A 21,722-nucleotide genomic window follows, 5' to 3' on the forward strand; every position below is an offset into this window, starting at 1 on the left:
ATGCCATGCGATGGGCCACGGCGCCACCACCCCGACACCCCGTTCACGCCTCCGCTCCGGGACACAGAAGACCACCTTGCAGCGGCACACAGACCTCAGAACCCGAGAGTCATCTAAATCCAGAGTCTATCTCATATCAAAAATGAAGCAGATGCCTAGACAAGTCAACACCGATGCCATGGGTACTCGGCATCCGCCACTGTCCACCCTGTCCCTGGAGAGCCATGACACACAAGACTGAAAACAACGAGGGAAACCGGTTCTGCAAGGCATGCGGCACGCCGGCCGAAGACGGGAAACTGTGCAATCACTGCGGCGCCGTTCTGGACCTCCCTGACGACGCAGGGCTGATCGAAGACGAAGGGGCAGCGGTACGACGCGACTTCGAAGGACGCACCGAACAGCAACAGCAAAAGTGATCGAGACAGCAGGAACGAACCCAATCCGCCGAGCAGCGTGCACTGGGGTACACGGGCCGGCACGGCATCCACAACTGATCGCGTCATGTCTGTGCGGGCCGTGCGGCAGCTGCGCCGGGTCCGCGCCTTCTACGCGGGGGGCGTCCTGCTGTGGGCGGCATTGACCGCCTGGACGGGCTGGCAGTTGCCCGGCAGCCGGCAGATGTGGGTGTCCGCCCTCCTCCTGGCCGCCTTCAGTGGCCTCCTGCTCGCGGCCTCCCTGTGGCTGCAGCGTCTCCAGGCCGCAGGCTCGCGACGTCCCGCGCACCACGCCGCATCACCGAGGGCGACTACACCACGTCACGCGCACGCCTGACCCGCCGCCGGCAAGGCAGCACCACCCGCCGACCCGGGTCTCATCGTGTTTCTGCGCCTCGATATCTGGCTGCAAGCCAGTCCCTCCCCGGACCACCTCTGAGTATCTCTGAAGCCGGTGGGGCCGTCTGTTTTCGGCCCTCTCCCAAGGGCCGGGAGGCAACGGGAGGGCAGAGGGTAGGCGGATAGTCATGGATGGCACACGACTCCGACAGGATGATCACAGCTCACAGGCAACCCGTGCCCGAGGAACGATGCGGATCTGGCGGTGGGCCAGGTGGGCGGCACTTGTTCTCGCGGCCAGCTGGGCGGTCAGCTGGGTCGTCAATCTCGTCCAGGGTGAAGGGGGACGGGACCTGTGGTGGCCTCTGGTCAGTACCGTCATCTGGACAGGGGTGACCGTGAACGGCTTTGTGACCTACCGCCGGATCAAGACAACGACCCTGCCGGCCATCACCGGCCGCCCGTCTACCTGACCACCTCGGCCAGCCTGCTCCCTTGTGCTGCTTCCGGGTAGATGAGCACCGAACAGTGACGCGGTCATGCGGAAGGCGAGGGGGATGGCGATGGAAGCGGCCAAGTGGTCGGTGGACCGCGAACGCTTGACCCAGTGGGTTCCTGAGGGCGAGCGGATGACGGCCGGCTGTGCGGTGACATACGGACGCACGTTGTGGGGCCTGATCCCACGACGCGCTTCGCTTCTGTTGACCGACCGCCGGGTACGAGTACTGCGCCACCGAGGCAATGACCTCCAGTACGCCATACGCGGAGTCTGGTTCGAGATGATACGCGGCGAGGCCGTGGCGGTCTGCAGGGACCCGCAGGTGCGGGTGGAGTTCGACAAGGGACAGGAAATCGAACTGCGCCGGTACGAGGGTGGGGTGGAGCGCCTGCTGATCAGTCAATGGGACGCGGTGCATGCCGAGGCTCTGTATGCGGCGTTCCCTCCCGAGAGCAGCGACCCGCGGTGACGTGACAGCACTGCCACCCCCTTTGCTGCTGCCCGGGCCGAAGGCCCGTTGCCGGCAACGTGGCGCACAGCGCCACCAGGTGGCTGGAGCGCAGCGGAAGCCACCTGTGGGGCCGCAGGCCCCACAGTCCCGGGAGCGCAGCGGACGGGACGTCACCCGCCTTGCGCAGCAAGGCGGGTGAGCGGGATGCGCAGCATCCCGCCAGCGCTCACGCGGAGCGGGTACCCCATCGCTGCGCGATGGGCAAGCGAACCCCCGGGCTGCGCCCGGGTGTTGCGCTCCCGCTCCGCGTCCGCGCTGCTGCCCGCTGCGCGGGCAGCCCACCAGCCCGGCTGCGCCGGGCTGGTGACGCTCCGTTCGCTGCGCTCCCGGAGCTGCGGGGCCTGCGGCCCTGAGGGGTGGCTTCCGCTGCGCTCCAGTCACCCGGGCGTGGTGCGCCCCAAAGGCCGGCCCCGCTGCGCGGGTCGGCCAACGGGCCTGCGGCCCGGGCGGCAAGGGTGAGGGGCTGGCTGGGGTCAGCGGGCCAGCATTATTTGATGCAGCATGTAGATTTGGCAGAATTAACTCACCTCTGTGCGTTTGGTCTGTGACGGGTACTACGTCGCTTGTGGTCATCCAGGGTGGATCTGAGGGTTGTGCTTCATAATGTTTCTCAGATCCACTCTGGAGCAAACTTATACTTCCTCGGCGATTTTCTTTGCAGAATTTTGTTTCGCTATTCTGGCTGAGTCTCCCTTTATGGGGTCTCCACCATCCCCTCTCCCTTCATTGTTGCGTATCTTTTCTTGCTATGATTTTTCTAGTTGCGTACGCACTTATGTTGCTGGTTCAGGGTAAAAAAAATGGCCTCGCGATGTTCACGGGCCTCATCGAATTGCGGAGTATTTACCATAGGTCTCCGAAGAACTCGATAATTCTGATGAGGTTACCAAAAGTGTTGATGCCGCGGACGATTGCCTTGAACATCCTGGCTTTGCCACGGAGCCGGCGGTTGTTTCTCTGTCCTTCCTGCTGCTCCTGGTTAGCGGTCCGGTCTTCTGTGTTCTGATTGTTGATACTCATAGTGATTCCTTGATTACAATTAGTAGTCATTTTTGGGCAAAATTATGCCGGAGGGTGGTGGCCTCCGGCGCAAAATACAGGTGTGACTATGGTTCGAGTGGTGCTTTATTTGGCGGTACGACTTGCCCTGTTCTCTATCTAGTGTACATCAGATAGAGGCCTTCTGTCGACCCGTCAGGTTCCCTCCAAGGATCCTCAGGGGTGCCTTCTGTTCCCTTCTTGATCGCTGTCTATGACAGTCTATCAGGCCCCTCTGACAGAGCCTTGGATCTGCTCTCCTTGGATGTCCAAAACCAGTTGAGCAAACGCCTCCCGGGGTCCGCAACCGTTTCTATTACTTTGCACAGACGGGATGGAATCGCTCAGGTGGGGCGTGTGGGCTGGGTGCCACAATGAGGTCCTCTGGCCGCAGGACAGGTGACTGGGCGTCAGTCCGTCGACTCACTCCCTGCGGCCAGAGCTCTGGGGTCAGGCGGTGTGGTCCGGGAGGCGGTACTCGTACTTGCGGGGGCGAAGGTCCTCCTCGGCAGGCTCCCAGTCGAGGTAGTGCGAGACCGTGCCACCGCTCGGCGTGTAGGGGTCGGTGGCGGTGTCGACCTTGATGTCGCTGACGACATAGAGATCGACGGTGTTGTCCTTGTCCCTGGCGTGCAGGACCTCGTTGATGGTGAGCTCGACGCTGGTGGCGGCACCCGTCGTGCCCTTTACCTCGACGTGGCGTTCCTCGGTGCCGCGGGTGCAGCGCAGGTCGTAGGGCTTGCCGAGCTTCTCGACCGTCCAGCCCTGCCCTTCGTAGTGGACGGTGGCGAGCTGTTCGGCGTGCTCCTCGATGGCCTTGCGCTTCTTGGGGTCGGAGATGTAGCCGGCGCCGCGGCGGCGGCGCTGGGGCTTCTTCTTGCCCTCGACCTGCTCGGCCGTGAAGCCCGGTGACTTGTCCAGGGGGACGTCTTCGGGGTCGTCGGCGTCGAAAGGGATGCCCCCGAGTTCCAGAAGGCGCTGAGCCGGCATCTGGACGAGTTTGCCCATGCCCCGGTCGGTGCCCGAACGGCGAATGGCGTCACTGCCGGCCTCGGTGAGCGGGCCCCCGGGGCCGAGGGGGACGTTCTCGAGCTTGGCCAGGGGCTCGATGCCGAAGCGCTGGGGGTACTTCAGGCGCCGTTCGGCCTCCTCGTCGGGCCAGTGCCAGGCGGTGCCCTCGTAGAAGCCGCCGCGGACCTGGAAGAGGTAGAGGGTGGCGGCGCCCTGGAGCCAGTCGGCGAGCTGGACGCGAGGTGAGGCGCCGGTGGCCAGGACGGCGAACCGGGGGCGGGCGCCGTCGTACTCCGGCTTCTTCTCGGGAAAGCCCCAGGAGAGGGTCTCGATGCCGTGCTCGAGGTTGCGCTGGGACTCGATGCTCTGACCCACGTGGACCATGACGAACGTCGAACTCTTCATGCAGGGCATCATAAGCGTGCTCTTATCGAGTGGTCGATAGGTTTTGCTCTGAGATAGCCTGCAAGGTGTCATGGGCTCAACTTCGAGCCTTTACAAGGCCACTGACAACGCCTCAGCAGCACCGACGGAGCCCGGCGGGTCCCGCAGCCGCACGCTGGAGCACGGGCGGACAACAGGGGGAAGTGCATGTCCGACGATCCATCGACCACAACAGCGCGCGACGGCGCGGTACCGCGGCAGCGCGCGAGCGGTTCTACGGCCGCAGAACCGGCGGCGGGTCTGCCGTGCGTGGCGGCGAGCCGGGTGCGCGACATCGCCGCATCGGCAGGCGATCCGACGTTCATCGACGGGTGCGTGAAGCGATACGCGGCAGCAGGCTTCGGGACGCCGGACCAGGCCGAGGTGCGCAGCTGGCGCAATAGCTGGCCACCGTTGCTGGAGGCGCTCGTGCGGGCGGGGCTGTCGGATCTGCAGCTGTATCTGGAGTACGGCACCCCGGGCGGCGGGCGTCGCCTGGACGCTCTGCTGGTCGGCGCCACGACGGACGGGACGCTCCGGCTGGTGATCGTCGAACTCAAGCAGTGGCAGACCTGTCGCATCCTCGACGGCGACCGTGTCATGCGCAGCGACGGTCTGGTGACGGCTCATCCGATCCACCAGGTCGCCGCCTACCGCAGTTTCTTTCAGCACTGGCGTCCCGAGGGTGCGCCGGGGCTGGATGTGCGTGGGGTGGTGGTGCTGCACAATGCCACCGCTGGTGAGGGGGCGGCTCTGGCTGCGGGTGCCGGTGGGGACGTGGGTATCCCGGTGGTGACGGCTGAGGAGTTGTCCGGGTCCGTCGGTGCGCTGGCGGCGCTGTTGTGGTGTGGGGACCTGACTGCGCCGGATGTCGGGCAGGTGGCGGCGTTCGAGGACATCCGGTGGACGCCGTCCAGTCGGCTCCTGGGCCATGTCGGCGCCGACCTGGCCGGCAACCGTGCCTTCGCGTTGGTCGGTGACCAGCAGGACGCGTTCGTGAAGATCCGCCAGGCCGCGGCCCGCCACCTGCCCGTCGGCGACGAAGGCACGGCAGCGGACGGCGGCGGTGAAGGCGCGGTCATCACGGTGAGCGGCGGCCCGGGCAGCGGCAAGACCGCGCTCGCCGTGCGGCTCCTTGGCTACCTCATGCGCCGCCACCCCACAGTCGCCCCGCGTTTCATCACCCCCTCCGGTACCTTGCGCGCCCACCTCCTGGACGCCACCCGCGGCCACCTCGCTGCCCGCGAGTTGTTCCCCTCGGCCGGCTCGATGCGCAGCACCGCCCGCCAGAGCGGCGCCCTGGTCATCGACGAGGCGCAGCGCATCAAACGAGGCGGCGCCCCCGGCCTGCCGCCGGACCTGGCCGTCGTGCTCGCGCATGTGCCGCTGGCCGTGGTCTTCCTCGACGAACGGCAGATCATCCGCCCCGACGAAGGCACCACCGTCGAAGAGATCCGCACCGCTGCCCGCGCCCTGGGCCGGGCCCATCATCACCTGGAACTGACCGGCTCGTTCCGGTGCAGCGGATCGGCCGCTTACACCGCCTGGGTCGACGCCCTCCTGTACGGCACCCCCCAGCCCTGGACCGGGCACGCCGGCTACAACCTGCGTCTCGCAGACGATCCCTTCCAGCTCCAGGAAGGGATCGAACACGCCACCGCGCAGGGCCGTACCGCCCGTACCACCGCCGGGTTCTGCTGGCGCTGGACGCGTACCCGTCCCCGCGGCGCCACCGCTCTGCCTCTCGACATCAGCATCGACGTCCCCGCCAGCCACCGGGACGCCCCGGCCCGGACCTGGCGCGCTGCCTGGAACGCCGCCACCGCCCTCACCGACCCCGAAGAGGGCCGCCCCCTGGCCCCGCACAGCCAGCTATGGGCCAGCCACACCGGCGGCCACCAGCAGATCGGCTGCATCTACACCGCCCAAGGCCTCGAATACCACCACGCCGGCGTCATCATCGGCCCCGACCTCACCTGGACAGACGATCGTTGGACAGCCCACCCCCACCGCAGTCACGACGAAGCCCTCCGCCACCTCACCCCCCAGCAGTACCTCCCCTACGCCCTCAACACCTACCGCGTCCTGTTCACCCGCGGCACCCACACCACCCACCTCCACACCACCGACACCGACACCCACCACATGCTCAACCGACTCATCCGCTGACGTAGTGCGGGAAGCAGACGCAACTCAGCGCCGGACAGGAAGTCCGGCGCTGAGCCACAGGGTTATATGTGGAGGTGCTTACGGCTACCGCTTGTCGTGGCGGTTACCGAGCAGGACATGGACGACGGGCAGGAGCCCGACCACCACGGCCAGGGACCAGATTCCCTGCCACGGCATCGGAACGTCCACGGAGACCTTGAGCAGCACGAGAGGGCTGGCGACGGAGCCGACGAGACCCAGGACGCGGGTCGAGGCGTTGATCATCTGCCCGGTGTGGGGGCCCGGGACACGCATCCCGACCTTGAACTTGTCCTTGGTGACCTCGATGATCACCTGAGCGTCGCTGGTGGGCACTTCCACCAGGTCGACGAGGGTGGTTTCGATCCGCGCCTCGGCCTGCGCCGACGGCTGCTCGTCGCTGCGCCCCGCAGCGGCGGCCTGTGCAGAGTTGTTGATCATAGGGCTGGGGACCTCCATGGTGGCGGCGATCGAACCATGCACCGCGAATCGGCACATGTAGCTCGATCTCCAATCCCAGCCAGCAGCTCGTCCCTACGTGTCGTAGAGAGCCGAGCAGCGGGCTAGCAAGAGCCCGCTCACGTGCTGGCGTGGATGAAGCCGCATGGAGATCTCCTTCTGATCGACTGCACGGCGGATGCCGCGCCACAAAAGTACACGACGGCGGACCTGCTGTACACCGGCTTCTCACCAGATTGGTGAGTCCTCCACGTCGACAGCAGTTGGAATGCACCCCTCCCGAACATATGGAGCACCGAAATGGTGCCTATCAGGTGCGAAGATGTCATGATGGGGAAGCCAGAAGTGCCGCCCGGCACCGTCCCCACTCCTAAGGAGACTGAGAGGCATGCCCCGTCAGGCGGACAAACTCCACGCCGTACGCACCGAGAACGAACGGTTCACCGTCACCCTCATCGCCACGGCGGTCCAGGCAGTCGCCACCCTCATGCGGCTCACCGGCCTGTCCAAGACCGACGTCATCAACCGAGCCGTCCAGGTCTACGCCTTCCTCGCCCAGCAAATGGCCGAAGGCAAGGAAGTCCTCCTGCGTGACAAGGAAGGCAACACCGAACGAGTCCACATCGTCTAAGCGATCCTGCACAGGCACTCTTACTTGATCACTCCAGCACAGCGACAGCGCCACCCCGCATCGGATCACGGCACTGCCGCGCAGCGTTGCCTCCACTCAGTCCTGGCGTCGGCTTGCGCCCCGGCTCCCGACACCGGCAGCCGCACGCGATCCACTGCCACTCCACCGCGGCGGGACGGCTACCCGCCGCGCCTGAGGAAAACCAGCGGCCGCCGGCCCGCAAGGGTGACGATGACGTGACGAAGGGGGCAGCGTGCGGTTGACGATCGACACCGAGACGGACACGTACGAGCAGGCGATGGCCGCCGTCCAGGCCGCCTACGGACTACGCCCGGCCACACCGGAGACGTGGCCGGCCGCGCCACCGGCAGAACCCTGCCCCGGACCGCAGGACCTCGCCGACGACGACCTCGGAAACGGCTGGACGGACCGGCTGCTGTTCAACGTGATCACAGCACTGAAGCCCGGAGCCCGCGCGGTGCTGCGCCACATCACCGACCGGAAGGCACCGCCTCCTACGACGATGTCCAGCAGCACTTCGCCGACCACCCCACACACCCCATCCCCCTCACCCGGATCGGCGGGACACTGACCAGCCTCGCCGCAGTACAACGCCGCATCGGCCCAGCCGGCAAAGCCCCACTCCTCCAGCGAGACGAACACGCCCGCCTCTACCGCATCGACCACACACTCGTCAAAGGACTCCAGCACGCCTTCACCCTCGCCGACACCCGACCCGACCTCCTACGCCACTGACCCACTGGGAAAGCCTCCACCAGCCGGTGCCCGCAGCCTCTCCTCTAGTACGCCAGGTTGTCCGGCGCTGAGCTCGAAGGCCTCGCCAACACGCAAAGTAGACGGCCTACCCGTCAGATCATCGATGTGCAGCTCGTAGTGGTCGTCGGCGTCTGACCGTAGTTTGAGCGCGTTGTCCGGCGGGCGGGCAGGCCTGGCTCGGAGGGCCGAGCCTGCCTGGTTCGCCTCTTCCACGGCAAGGTGGCTGTCAGGAGCCATACGACCCGGTCGGCGAAGCGCGGCTCTGGCACGGGGATCTCGATGCCGGGGTGGCGGGTGTAGTGGCTGGTGACGGTGTCGGCGACGTAGTTGGTCAGGGCGTTGATGCGGTGGCGTTGGCGCGGACGGGTTCCAGGGGTGGCGGAGAGCCGGTGGAGGGTGTGCAGGACGGTGGGGAGGCTGGCGTCGAAGCTGATCTCTTGCGGGGGACAGGTGCCGACGACGGTGAAGGTGTCGGTGTCGGGGGCTGCTGTGAGCAGGTGTGCTTGCTGTCGGTAGAAGTCGGCGGCGTGCTGTTCGCCGGTGGACTGGTGGTAGAGGGAGAGGGAGTAGCAGGCGGGGGCGTGGTTGTCTCCGGCGGCGTATTGCCACCAGAAGCGGGCGCCTTGGGGGATGCCGGCGATGTGGAGGGCGCAGCCGAGGAGCCAGGCGGAGTGCAGGTCGGGCATCTGGTCGGTGAGGAAGGTGAGGGACTTCTCGGTGACGGTGGCGAGGGCGGTTTCGCACAGGGTGGTCAGGTGGCGGGCGGCGGCCTGCTGGTGGGGGTTGAGGCTGGGGCTGGGGGTCGGGTGGGCGCCGGGGAGGTCGGCGGGGTAGGGGGTGTCTTCGTAGGAGACGGTGTCGTCGGGGACGTCGGGCTGGGGGTGGAGGCGGGCGCGGGCGAGGAGCTGGTCGATGGCAGTCATGGCGGGCGGGGTCACTCCGGGGTCGGGGTGGTGAGGAGGGCTTCGACGGTGGCGCGGGCGTGGTGGTCGACGGCGTGGGTGAGGGCGGGGGCGATACCCAGGGTGTGGGCGATGGTGTGGTGGGGGGTGCCGCACAGGTACTGCAGGACGGCGACGTCCATCTGGTCGTCGGGCAGGCGGGTGATGGCGTCGAAGAGGTCGATGAGTTCGGTGAGGACAACCAGGTGGCCGGGGACCGCGGGGTGGCCGTGGACCTCGCGGGTGGAGAACACGGCGGCACGCAGATCGGGGCGGCCGTCGAGGTGGCGGGGTGCGCGGGTCAGGACCCGAGTACGCAGCAGGCGCCAGGCGTAGCGGTGGAGGTTGTCGCTGGCGGTGGCGTGTTCCCAGCAGACCCAGAGGATGTCGAAGGCCTCGGAGACGACCCAGCGCGCGCGTTGGTCGGTGAGGAGGAAAGCGCGGGCGTAGTCGGTATAGACGCCCCGCACGTCGTCGGTGAAGGCCTGGTAAGGCAGGGGCGGCTCCTCCCCTTCATGCGCGACCTGCTCTATGCAGCGCCTGATCCAGTCGTCGCCCTTGTCGGCTTCCCGAGCGGCCGCGGCCCACAGGCGGCGCAGTGGCCGGGTGGGCAGGCCCAGGGCGCGGGTGACGGTGAAGGTGATCTCCCAGGACGGGTAGTAGTCGTTGCCGCGCAGGAGCTGGCTGATACGGGTCTTGGAGTAGCCGGAGCGCACGACGAGGTCGTCGAGGGTCAGGCCGCTGGCGAACAGAGCACTACGGACGGGCTCGAGCCAGGCGCAGTGCGAGGGGCCCGCGTCCGGGGAGATCGGTGCCGGCGGTCGGCCGCGCTTGACGGCGGTGTGCAGGGGCGGGGGCTGGTGGGCCGGCCCGGGGAAGGGCATCATCGCGTCCCCTCCTGGCCGTCCGTGTCGGCAGCGCCGATGTCGGCGGACCGGGCGGGGCCGTCGGGCGCGGTGAGGGCCTGGACGATCTGCTGGACGAGCAGGCCCAGGGAGGGCAGCAGGACCGCAGCAGCGGCCGCGTGCCCCAGCACGATCATGATCGTGCTCCACGTGAGGACCGCCGCCAGCACGGCAGCGGTCACCACCTTCTTACTCGACATTGCACTCGGTTTCTGTGGGCGAAATCGACAACGGCCCTTCCTGGCAGCGGTGCTGAAGCGCTGTCAGGAAGGACCGCCAGCATGACCCCGCCCCGGCCCGCCACGCCACGTGATCATGGAATTACGGAACAATGGGCCACTACGCCACCGTCCGCTACCGCTCGCCACCCCCACTACGCGAGCAGAACACCTCAAGGTTCAGCACTTTGGGGCGGATACGTCACTTCTGACCACCCGCGGTGACGTGTCCGTCATCATGGAAGGCAGAGGCGCCACTCGACGCCGCACCCGGTGCGGCCCCCTGTGCTGAAGAACCACCCAAGAGGGGGCCGCACACCCACCCCACCGCGCTCGACGGCCCCAAGAACGCATTCAGCACCCCCGCGCCGGCGGGGAGGACGATGCCCGCCGACGCGGGGCGGGCGGTGATGCGGTCCTCCCCGCCAACGCGGGGGTGCTCCGTCGTCCGCCAGGAGCTTGCGCTTTACGTCTCGGCCCTCCCCGCCGACGCGGGATGTTCCGGCTCACCGGCACAGCCAGGAGCAGGCGCGCCAGTCCTCCCTTCCGACGCAGAGGTGTTTCGTGGAACGGGGTCATCGGGGCGGGAGCTGGTGTCCAGGCGTACTGGGGTGCGGAGGACGGGAAGTCCGTCAGCTTCTGAGCACGGCGAAGCGCCCCGCCATCTGCTGGCGCAGGGGCAGGGCATTGTTCTGTCACGGCTCGGTGAAGCGTACTCACACGCTGTACACAGGTGGGTACCTTGTGGCCAAGTGCAACCCTTGGGGGACCCGTGCGTATCCGCGCCACTACCGCCACAGCAGTCTTACTCCTCGCCATACTCACCGGCTGTGGCGACAGCAGCGTCGACTCGTCGAAGTCGGCCTCGCCGCCCGCGGCCGAGAGCGTCGACTGCACCAGCCAGACGCTCAGCCAAGCGGACTGGATGGCGAACTGCTCCGAGAGCGCCGGTACAGGTGGCAACGGGAGCGGTACGGGTGGCGACGGGACCGGCGGCACGGAGACGCTCGCCTGGGGGAAGCCGGCCCGGACAACGGGAGCGCAGAGCCCGGCGGACGGCACCGCGGGAGGCGAGCCGCTCGAGGTGACGCCGACGACCATCGTCTACCAGAAGGAGGCGATGGGGATGACCGCCGTCAACGGCCTGTACGCGATCATCACGGTGAAAGACCGTGCGCCTGGCACGGCAGCTGCGGAATCGGCGCCGATTGAGGGCGGCGGCTGGCAGTGGATCGCCCCCGACGGGCAGGCCCTCAGCGAAGGCGACGGAGAAGCCAGCAGCATCACCCCGCAAGGTTTCACCGGAGGCGGCACCATCCCCGCCGGTGCGTGGAAGTGGCGGACCATCGCCTTCGACATCAGTGAAGCGCAGCGCGCCGGCACCCTCCTCTACACCGACGGCACGGCCGCGACCTTCCAGTGGACGGTGCCCGCAAAGGACAGCGGGCCCGAGGTCGCGAAGCTGAAGAAGGGCATGGAGGGCGAGTACTGAACGTCCTCCCCGCGCTGCTGCCCGCCGCCGTAATCCGATGTGTCCGCGACGGGCTGCGCGGCGGGTGTTCGGCACGCCGCCGTTTTCATTCGGTGGAGGCGCTCCAGATCTGAGCCTGGTTGCCGACCGGGAGAGGTTCGGTGCGCTTGTCGGTCTTGTGGTGGGAGGCGTCGACGGCGGTGAGTGCTCCGGAGCGTTGGTCGAGCAGCAGCACATGGGGGCCTGACCAGGCGATCCCGAAGGTTTCATCGAGGTCGCTCGAGCCGGCCGCGGGAAGTGCGTCGAGTTCTTGTTCTTGGCAGGTGTTGTCGTTCAGGTCGAGGATCGCCAGGCGGTTGGTGCGCAGAGCGCTGAGATACCAGTGGCCGCTGGGGTCGAGTGTGCCCACGCCCACGGTGTCGCCGCCCTCGCAGGAGGGAGCGGGGGCGTTCTTGCGTTTGTCGAGGTCGTAGACGTGCGTGCAGGTGCCTTTGCCGCAGGTGTCGTCGCGCCAGATCACACGGTTGCCGGCGGTGGCGACCAAGCTGGCGTTGGTGGCGACGGTTTCGGTGGCGGTGTTCGCCCGGTCGTCGAGGAGCACGAGGTCGGTCACCGCTCGTACGCCGGTGCCGCCTCCTCCCGTGTCGCCGGTGGTCCGCAGAGCGAGCAGGCCCCGGGAGGTGTCGGCGACCGGTCGCAGGCCGCAGGCCGCTTTCGAGGTGGTGCGGGAGGGGCGGCCGGACGTCTCGTACCGGGTCACGGTGTAGCGGGCCACAACTGATTGCGGCAGGTCCAGCCCGTTGCAGGCGGTGTCGGCCGGCTCTTCGGTGACGGCCCAGAGCCGCTTGCCGTCAGCGGCGGGGAACCAGGCGCCGGCCTGGCCGAGGAGGACCGCCGTGCCGGGCTTGCTCGGCTCGATGGCCACGACCCCGCCGTCGCGGATCCCTATGATCTGGCCGGAGGCGAGCTGGCGCGGGCCGGCCAGGCGGTAGGCGTCGGCATTCTCGGCTCCGGCCGGCCGGGGGCCCACAACTCGGGGCGATGCGTTCAAGTCGTCCAGGACGACTACCTCACCGCCCAGATTGACCACGATGTCGTGCGGTGCAGACCGGCTGTCGCCGTCGTCCTCGCCCGGTCCGCAGGCGGTGGCCATGGCCGTGACGAGGCCGAGGGCCAGCAGGGCACCACAACGGCGTCGAAGCGTCGTGGTGTGAGTCGTCTTGTGGTCCATCGGGCTTTCCCCCAGTTTCGTCAGAGGTCGTGCTGATGCCGGGAGCGGGTGGTCGGCCCGCTCCCGGCGAGGTTGCCCTACGGCTTGGGCGTGCACGCACTCCTGGCCGTGCACTCCGAGAAGAAGGGGTAGGCGGTGATGCCGCTCAGCGTTCCCATGTTGCCCAGGAACCGGGCATTGCAGCTGGCGGTGTCCTGCCACTTCTCCACGGTGAACTTGCGCCGCTCGATCTTCGGCGTGGTGTAGCCGTAGCTCTTGCCCGGAACGTTGATGGTGTTCGACACCGTCTTACCGCTGGTGGTCGAGTTGGTGACGTCGTAACTCGTCTTGGCTTCGACCTCCACGATCGCCCATTTCACGCTTCCGCCGATCTCGGCGCCCCAGGTCGTCTGCTTCGACCTGGTGGTCGTCAGGTCGTAGCGCAGGATCGACGCCGTGGAACTGGAGTTGTACTTGCCGGCGGTGCTGCCGACCGCCTCGTACGAGGCGCCCGAGGACACCACCTTGTACCAGACGTCCGGCGGGCAGGACTGCGGACCGTTCTCGTCCGCCGCCGCGGACGGCGCCATCATCAGCCCCGCCCCCAGCATGACCGCTCCGGCCGCCGCTAATCTACGCATACTGAGCTGCATGTCTAATCCCCCATGTGATGTTGCGAGTTACCTGAACCGGTCAGTGATCAGGCACCCAGAGCCCATCATGCACAAGACAAACACGGCAAGGACTTATCCACATTGTTGAGCAGCTTCTGAGCTTGGAACGCCACCATCCGGAACTCACATGCGGCCAATTCACCGGCTTGTTTCCGCTGCAGGCCGACAACCAACAGCGCACTGCATCCGCAGAAAGACGCCCGCGCAAAAGACGTGGCCACACCGGAGTTGACCAGCATTACGGGCCGGAAATTTGAAGCCAATAATTGATTGATTAATCAACGATGAGGCAGAATAGATGTCATTTCATTGGCTTGATCTTGCAGCAGACCAGGGTGACGACCACAGGGCTTGGTCAACGGTTGACGCCGGAAGACCTGGAGAAGTTGTTCCAGCGGGTGCTCCCGTCGGCTTTGCAACAGGGTGAAGCCCACAACAGAGTCCTCGCGCGACCATGCGCGTCGGCGCGCCCGGCCGTGGAGGTGGCCGGACGCGCCGATGCTTCATGCGTGCGTGCGGGTGGGGCGGTCAGCCGTCACCGGTGCGCGGTGGAGGGGGCGGTCAGTGGCGGCCGCCGCGGTGGTAACCCCAGGACTCGCGGTCGACGAGGCGGTCGCGGTCGTTGCGCAGGGTGGCGGTGTCGCGGTCGTTGTTCCACACGTAGTGGCGGCGGTCCTGGTAGAGGTCGGCGCGGGTGTCGCGGCCGAGGCCGGCAGCGCGGCCGCCCCGATGACGGCGCCGGCCGCGAGGACGGCCGCGAGCATGCGGCGGGAGGCGAGGGAAGAAGTGGCAGACATGGGATCCCCCTGCAGGTGCGGGCACTCTCCCGGCGACGGCGGGCTTCCTGGCCGCCGTCCCGGGATGTGGTGCGGTGTGCGGGGCAGCCGGTTCAGCCGCTGCCCACACCCTGTCCACCGTGTGCAGAAGGTGGAAGTGAAATGCGGACTGCGTTACCTCTTGCCCATATTTCCGTGACTGTCGGATGCAACGTTCATTTACGTACCGAATGCACGACGTTGACGCCCCATAGGACGACCCGCCGTTGCGGGAGCGGGATCATGCCGCCGGATCGCCACAGCCCGCCACCCCACCCGGCCCTGGACCGCCACCCGAAAGTGAGTAACGGCCGCGCCGGATTGACGCACCCGGACATCCCGCGCCGCCGCCACACCGCCTTCACCAGCAGCGCCGCCGCTGCCGCTGCTGGCGGCGGCGGTGTCAGTTCTTCAAGGGGATGCGGGCGGCGATCTCCCGCGCGAATCGTTCCGCCCGCGGCGAGAGCGGCCCGTCGGTCTGGGCGATGGTCAGCAGCAGGTCGAGCAGATCGTGCGCCTCGGCCAGAGTCAGGAGCGCCAGCCGCTCGGCGGCGTGGTCCACGGGGGCGAAGTCGATCTCGTCCAGGTCGAGGTGTGCGTAATCATCCATGCCGGGCCAACGCCACCGGCCGTACGCCGGTCACGCGCCGCCCGCCAACAGCCCTGACGAGGAAGAGGACCTCTCGGATCGCACGCCTTCACGATTCATACACACCGCACACACGTGGTGATCGCATTCGGTATGCTCCGAGCGCTCCATTCGCACCACTGAGGGGGGAATCCTCATGCGCATGCGTCACGCGCTGGCCGCCGTCGCCGCGGCCGTCTCGGTCGCCGCCGTCACCGCAGGACCGGCCCAGGCCACTGAGTACTCGTCCGCGCTCAAGGTTAAGGGCGTCCAGTACGACGCCCCCGGCTCGGACTCCAACCGCTGCTCGGGCGGGAACACCAAGGACGAGTACCTGACGATCAAGAACTACTCGAGGTCCTCGAAGGTCAACCTCAAGGGGTACGTCGTCAAGGACGCCGCCGGCAACAGGTTCACCTTCCCCGCCAACCACACCCTCGAGCCCGGCGACTACGTCAAGCTCCGCGGCGGGCGCGGCACCGACTCCGACGCCTCCAATGTCGTCTACCGCCAGAACTGCAACTTCATCTGGAACAACGACAAGGACACCATTTACCTGATCAAGCCCACCGGAGCGCGCGCCGACGTCCACTCCTACACCAAGCGCGCCAACGACGCCGACGGCAACGGCTACATCAACTACCACGGCTGACAGCCCGCCTCCGGCGAACACGTGTGCCCTCCCCCGGGACAACCGGGCGGAGGGCACACGCGTTCCACCCGGCTCCTGCGCATGAGCGGCGGGCGGCGTCCGGGAGGCGCGGGCGGTGGCGTTGGTCCGGTTGCGGCGTCGATGACGAGACATGGTTCGCCCACGTGCACCTCGTTGAGCTGCGCCAGAACATCTGAACCTCCGCCAGGCCAGCCGCGGCCAGAGCCGTTCCCTGAAGAAAAGGAGCAGCCCTGGCCACGTCAGCGAAAGACGACGGAGCACTCCGGGAGACAAGGCGGTGCTCGGGTGAATGCGGTCACCCTCGCGGATGATCTGCGGGCCGAACCCGCCGAACGCCACCCATGTGGCCCGCTATCCAGATTCCGTGATCAACACCCTTGCGCGCGTTCTCGCCGCCTCTTGTCTCGCTCTGGCGTCGCTCGCCGCTGGCCCCGCGCACGCGGTGGCCGCCGAGCCCGTCGTGCTGCCGCTCACCGACGCCGTCGCCACTCTGCCCCTCGCCGGTGAGTCCCGCGACGGCTACACCCGTGACGCCTTCCGCCACTGGAACGCCGGCGCCGACCCCACCGACGGCTGCAACACCCGCGGCGAAGTCCTCCTCGCCGAGGCCGTCACCGCCCCCACCGTCGGCGCCCGCTGCGCACTCACCGGAGGGAGCTGGTTCTCCTACTACGACGACACCGCCGTCACCGACCCCTCCGGCCTCGACATCGACCACATGGTGCCCCTCGCCGAGGCCTGGGACTCCGGCGCCTTCGCCTGGACCGCTGCCCGGCGCGAGGCCTACGCCAATGACCTCGGACAGGAAACCAGCCTCGTCGCCGTCACCGCTCGCTCCAACCGCAGCAAGGCCGACCAGGACCCCGCCCAGTGGCTGCCCCCGGCCCCGGACGCGGTGTGCCGGTACGTGGCCGAATGGACCGCGACGAAACTGCGCTGGAACCTCACCGCCGACCAGAACGAACACGACCGGCTCACCGAACTCGCCACCGGCTGCGGCGACACCGCCGTCACCTACACCCCTGCGGCGTAGGGGTGGCTCACGCGCTGGCTCGGCTGGACATATCGCACCGAGCAAGCAGAGCCTCCAGCCTGGCGCCCTCGCGTAGTCAGTGTTCTGGCTGGTCGGAACCTGTTGTCAGTGGGCCCTGATAGCAGTGCCTCTGTGACGAAGCATCAGGAAGTCTCGCGAGTCTGTGCCTGTCCTGATCCCAGGCTCTGGGGCAAGGAGCACGGTCTCGAGCACGCGTATCCGGTGATGTGCCACCTGCTGGACGTCGCCGCGGTCTTCGGCGTGCTGTGGGACGTGTTGCTGTCCGCCCGTGCGCGGGAGCGGTTCGCCGAGCAGCTGGCTTTGGAGGTGAAGGACTGCCGGACGGTGCTGTCGTTGTGGGCGGGCCTTCACGATCTGGGGAAGATCACGCCGGTCTTTCAGGCGCAGGTGGCGTCGCTGTTCGAGAAGGTGCGTGCCGATGCGGCCTATCTTTTCGCGCCGGGTACCGAGCGGGACCGGGGGTTTCGGCACGAGATGGCGACGCATTGGTCTCTTGCCACGCTGCTGGCGGAGGAGGGCTATCCGGTCCGACGGGCTGCTTCCGGGGTGGGGGGAGCGAAGGCGCCGGTGGCTCACTGGGTGGGCCAGCTGCTGGGGGGACACCATGGGGTGTTCGGGGCCAAGCTGTCTGCGGCGCAGTTGCGGGTGCCGAGTCAGTACCAGCCGGGGCTTGGGGAGGCGGGCTGGGCACGGCAGCGGCGGCTGCACTTCGAGGAGTTGCGGCGGGTGAGCGGTGGGGAGGCGGTGCCGGGGGGTGTGCTGTCGGCGGACATGGCGGTGGTGCTGACGGGTCTGGTGGTCACGGCGGACTGGCTGGCGAGCCAGATCGGTGCCATCAAGGCCGTCCAGCCGGCTGCCGGGGACTGGCAGGGGACGCCGGCAGAGGTCGATGCGCATTGGCGGCGGGCGTGCGCTGCCGCGCCGGGGTTGGTGGCTCAGGCGCAGTTGGGGCGGGCCACGTTCGAGGCGGAGTCCTTCGGTGAGATGTTTGCGTTCTCCCCGAACCCGCTGCAGAAGGATCTTGTCGAGCGTTTGCCGCGGCTGGTCGCAGAGCATGGTGCGGGGCTGGTGCTGGTGACCGCGCCCACCGGTGACGGGAAGACGGAGGCGGCACTGTATGCCGCCTCCGTTCTCGGCCGGGCGGCGGAGGCCCGGGGGATGTATGTGGCGCTGCCGACCATGGCGACCGCGGATGCGATGTACGGGCGGGTGAGGAAGTTCGCCGAGGCTTCGCTCGGCGGGGAGCGAGCGCTCACCTTGCTGCACTCCATGGCCTGGCTGAACCCGCTGTACGGGCAGGCGGCCCAGGACGCGGCGGGCGTGGCGGTCGGCCGGGGGCGGGCGGGTGAGGTCAGCGCGGATGAGGCGACGGCGGTGGTGGCGGACGCCTGGCTGCGCGGGCCGGGGCGGGGGTTCCTTGCTCCTTTGTCGGTGGGGACCGTCGACCAGGTGCTGCGCGGGGTGCTGCCTCTGCGGTACAACGCGCTGCCGTTGTTCGGTCTGCACGAGAAGGTCGTCATCGTCGACGAGGCCCACGCCTATGGGCCGTGGATGCACAAGCTGCTGCTCACGCTGCTGGAGTGGCTGGGTGCGCTGCGTTCGCCGGTGGTGCTGTTGTCGGCCACGCTGACCGGCAGTACCGCGGCGTCGCTGGTCAACGCCTACCGCCGGGGTGCGGGTTTTCTGGAGCCGGTCGCTGTCGCTGCGCGCTACCCGGGGTGGCTGTATGCGAGTGCGGTCACCGGTGAGGTGCCGGCTGCTCGGGTGACCAGCAGTGGCCGCCCGCGCACTCTGGAGGTGGCGGTGCGGCGGGTGGCCTGGGACGTTGCCGACGGGGCGGTGGTGCCGCCGCGGTCCGGTGGCCGGCGGGAGGCGCTGCGGGAGGAGCTGCGGCCGGTCGTGGAGGAGGGCGGAGCGGCTCTCGTGTGCTGTACGACGGTCGCGGAGGCCCAGTCCACCTACCGGGACCTGTGCGTCGCCTTTCCTGATCTGGCGCGGCGGGAGGGCGGTATCCGGCTGCTGCATTCGCGGTATCCGGCGAACGTCCGCCAGCAGATCACCTCCGACTGCGAGGCGGCGTACGGCAAGCCGCAGGCCGGTGGGGCGCCGGTGGTGCGGCCGACGTCGATCCTGGTCGCGACGCAGGTGGTGGAGCAGTCGTTGGATCTTGATTTCGATCTGGTCGTCAGCGATCTGGCCCCTTTGGCGCAGTTGCTGCAGCGTGCGGGCCGTGGCCGCCGCCACCACCGGGGGCCTGGCGGGCGGCCGCGGTGGGCGCGGGCGGAGGACCGGCCGAGGCTGGTCGTCCTTGACCCCTTCCGTCGTGCGCAGAAGGCGGACAAGCCGGTGACCTGGGGTTCGGTCTACGACGTGAGCCTGCTCCTGCGTACCTCCTTGCTGCTGGCCGAACGGGCCGCGGAGGAAATTGTGGTTCCGGACGGTGTGCAGGAGCTGGTGGACGCCGTCTACGCGCCGGACTTCGTCGAGGGCCTCGAGGCGGCGGTCGCGCGCGAGCTCGAGTCCTTGGACGTGGGGCGTATGGCGTCCGAGATGGCGGAGGCCGATCTGGCCGCCATGGTGGGTATCAAGGGTCCCGGGGACATCGAGGGCCAGCTGCACCTGATCAGCCGACGGCTCGAAGGGGTCACGCAGGAGTTGCTCACCACTCGGCTGGGGGCGGACACCGGCCGGGTGCTGTGTGGGTACGTGCAGGGGGACGGGTCGGTTTCTCTCAGCTCTGACGGTTCGGGCGGCGCGGTGCCCGGCCTGGGTTCGAAGGCCCTGAGCCGGGACGACGTGGCCGCCGTGGTCGCCCACACCGCCCCGGTGCCCGGCCTGTGGGTGCGTGGGGGCGGCGACGCGGCGAAGGACCACCCTGCCCGGTGGAGGAAGGTCTCGGCGCTGCGGGACGTCGTCCTGCTGCCGGTGACCAGAGCTTCCGACGGCCGGTGGGTGTGCCGTCGCGGCGATCGGATGATCGCCATTTCGGAGGTCGGTCTTGAACAGATATGACCGAACCGCACGAAAGCTCTACTGAGAGCTGCAGTCTTCGCTACGGTTCAACTCCACGGAGTCCGGGGGGACTTGGAGAGCGCCTGCTTGCGCAGGCAGGGGGATGTGACGCGTCCGCGTCTGAGAGCGGCAGTCGGCTCACCCCCGCTCCCGCAGGGACCCCAGCCTCATTGTGTATCGCCCCGGGAGTCTCATGCCTGCGACAACGAACATCTGGTACGAACCCCTCATCCCCGTGCGCTGGACGCCGCACGCCAGCCAGCAGGATGCGCAGGAACTACCGCCCAGGGTCGGCTTTCGCGAACTGCTGCTGCGCAGCCACGCCATCGAGAGCCTGGCCGTCGCCGACGCGCCGGCGCACTCGGCGCTGCTGCGGATCCTGTACGCGCTCACCGCCCGTGCCACCGGGCTGGACGAGGCGCGCGAGGGGCCCGAAGAGTGGCTGGAGCGGCGGGAAGAGCTGCTGGAGGAGGGCGCGCTCCCGGCGGCGGGCATCGAGGAGTACGCCGCCATCTACGGCAGCCGCTTCTTCCTCTTCGAGGCGGGGGCGGAGGGCCGGCCGTGGATGCAGGACCCGCGCCTGGTGCAGCAGTGCGATGCAGCCAGCACGGCCGGGGTGAACAAGCTGGTCGTGACGCGCCCGTCCGGCAACAACCACGCCTGGTGGAGTCACAGCCTGGACGGCCGCCCTGATCCTGTGTCCGCTTCGGAGGCTCTGCTCAACCTGCTGACCTGGCATTACTACGGCCCGTCCGGCCGCTGCTCGTCCCGGGAGGTGAACGGGCAGAAGAGCGCCAGCGCGACGGCCGGCCCGCTGCGTTCGGCCCTGTCCTACCACCCCGAGGGGGCCACCCTTTTCGAGACGCTGCTGGCCGGGCTCGTCCCGCCGGACAAGGCCGTCAAGCGGGAGCAGGACCGCTGCCCGTGGGAGTGGGAGGAGCTTCCCGACCCGGACGGTCCGCCGGCCGCCCTGGCGGGGCCGTGCTCGCGCTTGACCGCCGCCTCGATGCACGCCCTGCTCCTGGTGCCCGACGAGGACGACACTTCCCTGGTGCGGGACGCCTACATCACCTGGGCCTACCGCACGGGCCGCGGCATACGGCCGCAGGACGACTACCTGATCTGGCAGATCAGCAAGCAGGGCAACGTCTACCCGCGGCCCGCAGACTCGCAGCGTGCACTGTGGCGGGACCTGGACGCGCTGCTGCTCATCGACCCGCCCGGCGTCGCACAGCCACGGCGGCCCAAGGTCTTCGAGTGGGCCATCGAGCTGGACGTGGACCTGCGGGTGCACGCTCTGGGCTTCGAGCAGGACGGGCAGGCCAAGGACACCCAGTTCGTCGACTCGGTGACCCCGCCGGTCCTCGCCTTCGCCGAGCGCCGCTCGGCCCGCACCCGGCCCGCCGTCGGACGGCTGCGGGCAATGGGAGAGCAGTTCGGCCGGCGCCTGGACCGCGCCTTGCGCCGGGCCTGGCGGGCCTACGTCAACGACCAGAAAGACAGCGCCGAGGCCTGGGCCCACCAAGGGGCCGCCCGGTACTGGCCGGCGGCCGAGGCCGAGTTCTGGACCCGCTTTGGTCTGCTGGACCGCACCGGGACCTCCCTGGACGGGGGCCTCGACGCCCAAGCGGCGCGCAAGGCGTTCCTGCATCTCGCGGTCCGTGCCTACGACGAGGTCACCACGCCGGTGACACGCACCCAGCGCGGCGCCCGGGCCGTGGAGGAGGCCCGCGTCGAACTGTTCGGCGATCCCCGCCCCCGCAAGCCCAGCGCGAGCTCCGCCACATGAACCAGCCCGCGATCCAAAGG

At 68.3% G+C, this 21,722-nt stretch carries 19 protein-coding genes and 1 pseudogene; 11 read left to right on the plus strand and 9 right to left on the minus strand.

Annotated elements, in window-relative coordinates:
* Positions 1–224: 224 nt before the first annotated feature.
* The 3 genes from AB0N31_RS26170 to AB0N31_RS26180 all read left to right on the plus strand — a co-directional run bounded on the left by AB0N31_RS26170 (position 225) and on the right by AB0N31_RS26180 (position 1,744).
* Positions 225–419 (plus strand): zinc ribbon domain-containing protein, encoded by a 195-nt coding sequence (locus AB0N31_RS26170; protein ID WP_366060872.1) that lies wholly within the window; start codon positions 225–227, stop codon positions 417–419.
* Positions 420–504: 85 nt separating this feature from the next.
* Positions 505–774, plus strand: a complete 270-nt coding sequence (locus AB0N31_RS26175) for a hypothetical protein (protein ID WP_366060873.1) — start codon at positions 505–507, stop codon at positions 772–774.
* Positions 775–1,333: 559 nt separating this feature from the next.
* The gene (locus AB0N31_RS26180) at positions 1,334–1,744 is read left to right on the plus strand and encodes a hypothetical protein (RefSeq protein WP_366060874.1); all 411 of its coding nucleotides are present in this window, start codon (positions 1,334–1,336) and stop codon (positions 1,742–1,744) included.
* 1,530 nt (positions 1,745–3,274) lie between these two features.
* On the opposite strand, the gene AB0N31_RS26185 is transcribed toward AB0N31_RS26180, so the two are convergent.
* Positions 3,275–4,240 (minus strand): DUF3883 domain-containing protein, encoded by a 966-nt coding sequence (locus tag AB0N31_RS26185; RefSeq protein ID WP_366060875.1) that lies wholly within the window; start codon positions 4,238–4,240, stop codon positions 3,275–3,277.
* 186 nt (positions 4,241–4,426) lie between these two features.
* On the opposite strand from AB0N31_RS26185, the gene AB0N31_RS26190 reads away from it, so the two are divergent.
* A complete protein-coding gene (locus tag AB0N31_RS26190) occupies positions 4,427–6,427 on the plus strand; it encodes a DNA/RNA helicase domain-containing protein (protein ID WP_366060876.1) in 2,001 nt (666 codons plus the stop codon).
* 84 nt (positions 6,428–6,511) lie between these two features.
* Here AB0N31_RS26190 and AB0N31_RS26195 read toward each other — a convergent pair whose 3' ends face one another.
* Positions 6,512–6,886 carry a hypothetical protein gene (locus tag AB0N31_RS26195; RefSeq protein WP_366060877.1) on the minus strand — a complete coding sequence of 125 codons (375 nt, stop codon included), beginning with the start codon at positions 6,884–6,886 and terminating at the stop codon, positions 6,512–6,514.
* 406 nt (positions 6,887–7,292) lie between these two features.
* Between AB0N31_RS26195 and AB0N31_RS26200 the strand changes: the two genes are divergently transcribed.
* Both AB0N31_RS26200 and AB0N31_RS26205 read left to right on the plus strand, forming a co-directional pair.
* Complete coding sequence (locus AB0N31_RS26200; RefSeq protein ID WP_366060878.1) at positions 7,293–7,535, plus strand: hypothetical protein; 243 nt, start codon at positions 7,293–7,295, stop codon at positions 7,533–7,535.
* 253 nt (positions 7,536–7,788) lie between these two features.
* The gene (locus tag AB0N31_RS26205; RefSeq protein ID WP_366060879.1) at positions 7,789–8,127 is read left to right on the plus strand and encodes a hypothetical protein; all 339 of its coding nucleotides are present in this window, start codon (positions 7,789–7,791) and stop codon (positions 8,125–8,127) included.
* 277 nt (positions 8,128–8,404) lie between these two features.
* On the opposite strand, the gene AB0N31_RS26210 is transcribed toward AB0N31_RS26205, so the two are convergent.
* The 3 genes from AB0N31_RS26210 to AB0N31_RS26220 are packed head-to-tail and all read right to left on the minus strand — an operon-like array spanning position 8,405 to position 10,358.
* Positions 8,405–9,235: a hypothetical protein gene (locus tag AB0N31_RS26210; RefSeq protein WP_366060880.1), complete on the minus strand. Its 831-nt coding sequence runs from the start codon at positions 9,233–9,235 to the stop codon at positions 8,405–8,407.
* 11 nt (positions 9,236–9,246) lie between these two features.
* Positions 9,247–10,140 (minus strand): XRE family transcriptional regulator, encoded by an 894-nt coding sequence (locus tag AB0N31_RS26215; protein ID WP_366060881.1) that lies wholly within the window; start codon positions 10,138–10,140, stop codon positions 9,247–9,249.
* Positions 10,137–10,358, minus strand: coding sequence for a hypothetical protein (locus AB0N31_RS26220; RefSeq protein WP_366060882.1), 222 nt, complete (start codon positions 10,356–10,358; stop codon positions 10,137–10,139). The genes AB0N31_RS26215 and AB0N31_RS26220 overlap by 4 nt, the downstream gene beginning before the upstream one ends.
* Positions 10,359–11,148: 790 nt before the next feature.
* On the opposite strand from AB0N31_RS26220, the gene AB0N31_RS26225 reads away from it, so the two are divergent.
* The gene (locus AB0N31_RS26225; protein ID WP_366060883.1) at positions 11,149–11,868 is read left to right on the plus strand and encodes a hypothetical protein; all 720 of its coding nucleotides are present in this window, start codon (positions 11,149–11,151) and stop codon (positions 11,866–11,868) included.
* 85 nt (positions 11,869–11,953) lie between these two features.
* On the opposite strand, the gene AB0N31_RS26230 is transcribed toward AB0N31_RS26225, so the two are convergent.
* The 4 genes and pseudogenes from AB0N31_RS26230 to AB0N31_RS26245 form a co-directional block, all read right to left on the minus strand.
* Complete coding sequence (locus tag AB0N31_RS26230; RefSeq protein ID WP_366060884.1) at positions 11,954–13,078, minus strand: hypothetical protein; 1,125 nt, start codon at positions 13,076–13,078, stop codon at positions 11,954–11,956.
* 77 nt (positions 13,079–13,155) lie between these two features.
* A complete protein-coding gene (locus AB0N31_RS26235; RefSeq protein ID WP_366060885.1) occupies positions 13,156–13,710 on the minus strand; it encodes a hypothetical protein in 555 nt (184 codons plus the stop codon).
* 582 nt (positions 13,711–14,292) lie between these two features.
* A pseudogene (locus AB0N31_RS26240) lies at positions 14,293–14,442 on the minus strand (lamin tail domain-containing protein); the annotation flags it as partial.
* 507 nt (positions 14,443–14,949) lie between these two features.
* Positions 14,950–15,156, minus strand: a complete 207-nt coding sequence (locus AB0N31_RS26245) for a DUF6417 family protein (RefSeq protein WP_366060886.1) — start codon at positions 15,154–15,156, stop codon at positions 14,950–14,952.
* A gap of 175 nt (positions 15,157–15,331) precedes the next feature.
* On the opposite strand from AB0N31_RS26245, the gene AB0N31_RS26250 reads away from it, so the two are divergent.
* The 4 genes from AB0N31_RS26250 to casA all read left to right on the plus strand — a co-directional run bounded on the left by AB0N31_RS26250 (position 15,332) and on the right by casA (position 21,702).
* A complete protein-coding gene (locus tag AB0N31_RS26250) occupies positions 15,332–15,826 on the plus strand; it encodes a lamin tail domain-containing protein (RefSeq protein ID WP_366060887.1) in 495 nt (164 codons plus the stop codon).
* Between the two features lie 385 nt (positions 15,827–16,211).
* Entirely contained in the window at positions 16,212–16,880 is a 669-nt protein-coding gene (locus AB0N31_RS26255) for an HNH endonuclease family protein (protein ID WP_366060888.1), read from the plus strand.
* A gap of 132 nt (positions 16,881–17,012) precedes the next feature.
* Positions 17,013–19,913 (plus strand): CRISPR-associated endonuclease Cas3'', encoded by a 2,901-nt coding sequence (locus AB0N31_RS26260; RefSeq protein ID WP_366060889.1) that lies wholly within the window; start codon positions 17,013–17,015, stop codon positions 19,911–19,913.
* A gap of 193 nt (positions 19,914–20,106) precedes the next feature.
* Positions 20,107–21,702 carry a type I-E CRISPR-associated protein Cse1/CasA gene (casA, locus tag AB0N31_RS26265; protein ID WP_366060890.1) on the plus strand — a complete coding sequence of 532 codons (1,596 nt, stop codon included), beginning with the start codon at positions 20,107–20,109 and terminating at the stop codon, positions 21,700–21,702.
* Positions 21,703–21,722: the final 20 nt, after the last annotated feature.

It is taken from the genome of Streptomyces sp. NPDC051051 (genome assembly GCF_040682975.1).
Classification (GTDB): domain Bacteria; phylum Actinomycetota; class Actinomycetes; order Streptomycetales; family Streptomycetaceae; genus Streptomyces.

Bases quoted from the DNA above. Each gene is read 5' to 3' on its own strand.
- AB0N31_RS26170 (WP_366060872.1), top strand. From the start codon at position 225: ATGACACACAAGACTGAAAACAACGAGGGAAACCGGTTCTGCAAGGCA.
- AB0N31_RS26175 (WP_366060873.1), top strand. From the start codon at position 505: ATGTCTGTGCGGGCCGTGCGGCAGCTGCGCCGGGTCCGCGCCTTCTAC.
- AB0N31_RS26180 (WP_366060874.1), top strand. From the start codon at position 1,334: ATGGCGATGGAAGCGGCCAAGTGGTCGGTGGACCGCGAACGCTTGACC.
- AB0N31_RS26185 (WP_366060875.1), bottom strand. From the start codon at position 4,240: ATGAAGAGTTCGACGTTCGTCATGGTCCACGTGGGTCAGAGCATCGAG.
- AB0N31_RS26190 (WP_366060876.1), top strand. From the start codon at position 4,427: ATGTCCGACGATCCATCGACCACAACAGCGCGCGACGGCGCGGTACCG.
- AB0N31_RS26195 (WP_366060877.1), bottom strand. From the start codon at position 6,886: ATGATCAACAACTCTGCACAGGCCGCCGCTGCGGGGCGCAGCGACGAG.
- AB0N31_RS26200 (WP_366060878.1), top strand. From the start codon at position 7,293: ATGCCCCGTCAGGCGGACAAACTCCACGCCGTACGCACCGAGAACGAA.
- AB0N31_RS26210 (WP_366060880.1), bottom strand. From the start codon at position 9,235: ATGACTGCCATCGACCAGCTCCTCGCCCGCGCCCGCCTCCACCCCCAG.
- AB0N31_RS26215 (WP_366060881.1), bottom strand. From the start codon at position 10,140: ATGATGCCCTTCCCCGGGCCGGCCCACCAGCCCCCGCCCCTGCACACC.
- AB0N31_RS26220 (WP_366060882.1), bottom strand. From the start codon at position 10,358: ATGTCGAGTAAGAAGGTGGTGACCGCTGCCGTGCTGGCGGCGGTCCTC.
- AB0N31_RS26230 (WP_366060884.1), bottom strand. From the start codon at position 13,078: ATGGACCACAAGACGACTCACACCACGACGCTTCGACGCCGTTGTGGT.
- AB0N31_RS26235 (WP_366060885.1), bottom strand. From the start codon at position 13,710: ATGCAGCTCAGTATGCGTAGATTAGCGGCGGCCGGAGCGGTCATGCTG.
- AB0N31_RS26245 (WP_366060886.1), bottom strand. From the start codon at position 15,156: ATGGATGATTACGCACACCTCGACCTGGACGAGATCGACTTCGCCCCC.
- AB0N31_RS26250 (WP_366060887.1), top strand. From the start codon at position 15,332: ATGCGCATGCGTCACGCGCTGGCCGCCGTCGCCGCGGCCGTCTCGGTC.
- casA (WP_366060890.1), top strand. From the start codon at position 20,107: ATGCCTGCGACAACGAACATCTGGTACGAACCCCTCATCCCCGTGCGC.